This window comes from Frankia sp. AiPs1 (genome assembly GCF_023716945.1).
In the GTDB taxonomy this organism is placed as follows: domain Bacteria; phylum Actinomycetota; class Actinomycetes; order Frankiales; family Frankiaceae; genus Frankia.
This window is the reverse complement of record NZ_JAMQQF010000624.1, coordinates 1-3,401: the sequence shown is the minus strand read 5'-3', so window position 1 is coordinate 3,401 and position 3,401 is coordinate 1. Positions and strand designations below refer to the sequence as shown.

Annotated in this window: 4 protein-coding genes; 2 read left to right on the top strand and 2 right to left on the bottom strand. The window is 71.6% G+C overall.

The features are described from left to right. A partial coding sequence (locus tag ND748_RS28465; RefSeq protein WP_251749271.1) for a hypothetical protein occupies positions 1–234 on the bottom strand: 234 nt, incomplete at its 3' end. A gap of 323 nt (positions 235–557) precedes the next feature. Here ND748_RS28465 and ND748_RS28460 point away from each other — a divergent pair. After that, the gene (locus tag ND748_RS28460) at positions 558–1,532 is read left to right on the top strand and encodes a ribose-phosphate diphosphokinase (RefSeq protein WP_308205754.1); all 975 of its coding nucleotides are present in this window, start codon (positions 558–560) and stop codon (positions 1,530–1,532) included. A gap of 77 nt (positions 1,533–1,609) precedes the next feature. Next, a complete protein-coding gene (locus ND748_RS28455; protein WP_251749270.1) occupies positions 1,610–2,635 on the top strand; it encodes a tryptophan--tRNA ligase in 1,026 nt (341 codons plus the stop codon). 161 nt (positions 2,636–2,796) lie between these two features. On the opposite strand, the gene ND748_RS28450 is transcribed toward ND748_RS28455, so the two are convergent. Then, positions 2,797–3,401, bottom strand: a 605-nt coding sequence (locus ND748_RS28450) for an rRNA adenine dimethyltransferase family protein (protein ID WP_251749269.1), incomplete at its 5' end; no start/stop codon positions are given.

Here is a 3,401-nt window from a genome sequence, read left to right as displayed (position 1 = left end):
GCGCCCCCCCCCGCCGGTGCCCCGCCGGTTCCCGCCGTCCCCGACGCGGCACCACCGGTCGACTCCCTCGGCGCTGGCGCTGACTCCCTCAGCGCTGACTCCCTCAGCGCACAGGCGCCCGAGGTCGGCGCGCCCGATGCCGAGCCGCACGGTCGGGGTGACTTGACGCACACCCGCGGAGGCGAGGCCGGGATCGCTGGCGTTCCCGGAGCGGGAAGCAGAACGTAGAGGCATCGGTCCCAACCTTCTGACCAGCGGGGGGATGCACACCGCCCCATCGGTCCGGCCGCATCGGCCGGCCGGCGGGCCGCGCGAAGCAGCGCCCCGCGCGCAGCCACGCCGCCGACGGCCCCACGGCGGCGGCAGTCCCGCGACCAGCCGCGTCCCGCTTACGGACGCCGGACCGGGTAAGCCCGAGACACGCCCGCCCACCACCCATCCCGCCCGCAAGGCAGACCGCCCGCCCGTACCGCCCGGCGATCGGCGTCGGGGCGGCTCGCCGGGCCGACACGTCGCGAACCCCAACTTGATCATCCGTCACGTCCGAGGAGAACGCGGTGGCCTACCAGACCGAGAACCGGCGCAACCTGATGCTCTTCGCGGGACGCTCGCACCCCGGCCTCGCGGCGGAGGTGGCGGCCGCACTCGACGTCGAGCCCGTGCCGACGAACGCCTACGAGTTCGCCAGCGGCGAGATCTTCGTTCGCTTCTCCGAATCGGTCCGCGGCTGCGACGCCTTCGTCCTGCAGTGCCATTCGGCGCCGGTCAACACCTGGCTGATGGAGCAACTGATCATGGTGGACGCCCTGAAGCGGGCGAGCGCCAAGCGGATCACCGTGGTCGCGCCCTTCTACCCGTACGCCCGCCAGGACAAGAAGCACCGCGGCCGCGAACCGATCTCGGCCCGGCTCGTCGCCGACCTGTTCAAGACCGCCGGTGCGCACCGGCTCATGTCGGTCGACCTGCACACCGCGCAGATCCAGGGCTTCTTCGACGGCCCGGTGGACCACCTGTTCGCGCTGCCGTTGCTCGCCGACTACATCGAGAACAAGCTGGACACCTCCGAGGTCACCGTCGTCGCACCCGACTCGGGCCGGGTGCGGGTGGCCGAGCGCTGGACCGATCGGCTGGGCTGCCCGCTGGCCATCATCCACAAGCGGCGTGACCCGGACGTGCCCAACCAGGTGAAGATGTTCGACGTGGTCGGCGAGGTCCGCGGCCGCACCTGCGTCATCGTCGACGACATGATCGACACGGCCGGCACCATCACGAAGGCGGCGGAGTCGCTCAAGGCGCACGGTGCAACCGACGTCATCGCGGCGGCGACGCACGGCGTGCTGTCCGGACCGGCGGCCGACCGGCTGAAGAACTCCGAGATCAGCGAGGTCGTCCTCACGAACACCCTGCCGCTGCCCAGCGAGGCCCGGATAGACAAGATCACCGAGCTGTCGATCGCCCCGCTGCTGGCCGCGGCGATCAAGGCGGTCTTCGAGGACGGCTCCGTGACCGGCCTGTTCGGCGGCGACGCCTGACAGAGGCGCCTGCCGGCGACGCCTGACGGAGGCGCCCCGGGCCGCCGGCTCGGGGCGCCTCCGTAGACTGCGCAGCTATGGCAGCGCAACAGCCGAAGGTCTCGCTGACCGGCATCAAGCCGACGGGCGAGCCGCATCTCGGGAACTACATCGGAGCGATCCGGCCTTCGCTGGAGCTCACCTCGACCTACGAGTCGATCTACTTCATCGCCGACTATCACGCCCTGACGTCGATTCGCGACCGCAGGGAGCTGGCGAGCTACACCCGGTCGGTGGCGGCCACCTGGATCACGCTCGGCCTCGACCCGGCGCGCACGGTCTTCTACCGCCAGTCCGACGTCCCCGAGATCTTCGAGCTGTCCTGGGTGCTGTCCTGCGTCACCGGCAAGGGCCTGATGAACCGGGCGCACGCCTACAAGGCCGCCCGCGACCGCAACGCCGAGTCCGGCGTTGCGGATCTGGACGCCGGGATCAACATGGGCCTGTTCAACTATCCGATTCTGATGGCCGTCGACATTCTCATCATGAACACCGACGTGGTGCCCGTCGGGCAGGACCAGTCGCAGCACGTCGAATACGCCGCCGACATCGCCGGCTCGTTCAATCACCTCTTCGGCGACGTGTTCCGCCTGAAGGTTCCGGAGGGAATTTATCCGGCCGGCATCTCGGCCCGGGCACTACCCGGCACCGACGGCCGCAAGATGAGCAAGTCCTACAAGAACACAATTCCCCTGTTCGCTCCCGAGAAGCAGCTACGGAAGCTCATCCGCGGCATCGTGAGCGACAGCACACCGGTGGAGCAGCCGAAGGACCCGGACGCCTCGGCGGCGTTCGCGCTGTTCGAGAACTTCGCCACCCCCGAGGCGATCAAGGAGATGCGGATCCGCCTGGAGCAGGGCGGCACCGGCTGGGGCGAACTGAAGAACGCCCTGTTCGAGACCGTCAACGCCTGGCTGTCGCCGCTGCGCGAGCAGTACGAGGCCCTCGTCGCCCCCGGCAGCGAACTCGACGCGATCCTCGACGCCGGCGCCGAGCAGGCCCGCGACCGCGCCCGCCCCGTCCTCGAAGGCGTCCGCCGCGCCGTCGGCATCGCCGCCCCCTGACCGCGCCCCGGAAGCCAGCGCCATCCAGCGCCGAGAGATGGCGGATGCACCGCGGCCGCACGGGGCGTTCACCGGCAACGGCCGAATTGCGGTGCGGTGAGCACGGTTGCCGGGTTGGAACCGTACAGAACGCACCGCAATCGGCCCGTCCGAGTCCGGACCTACTCGTCTCGTGGGATCGGCCCGCGATCTGCGGGTCGAGGTGCGGCGCCAGCGGCAGCGGTGCCGGCGGTGACACGGGCGGCGGCGAGGCGGCAGAAGGCGTCGACATCGAGGGTCTCGCCGCGGGCGCCGGGGTCGACTCCGGCCGCCTGCGCCAGTGCCGTCGCGGCCTCACGCGAGCCGGCCCAGGGCACCAGGGCGGTGCGCAGCGTCTTGCGGCGCTGGGCGAACGCGGCGTCGACGGCGGCGAAGACCTCGGCGCGCAGCTCCACCGGTGCCGGCGGGGTCCGGCGGGTGAAGGCGACCAGCCCGGAGTCGACGTTCGGCTGCGGCCAGAAGACCGGACGGGGCACGCCGCCCGCCGACCGCGAGTGCGCATACCAGGCCAGCTTCACGCTGGGCGCGCCGTACACCCGGCTGCCGGGTGGCGCCGTCAGCCGGTCGGCGACCTCCGCCTGCACCATGACCAGGCCGCGGCGCAGCGACGGCAGCCGTTCGAGCACGCCCAGCAGCAGCGGCACCGCGATGTTGTAGGGCAGGTTCGCGGCGAGCACGTCCGGGGCGGGCACGCCCGCGGGCAGGTCCGCCACGCCCAGCCGCAGCC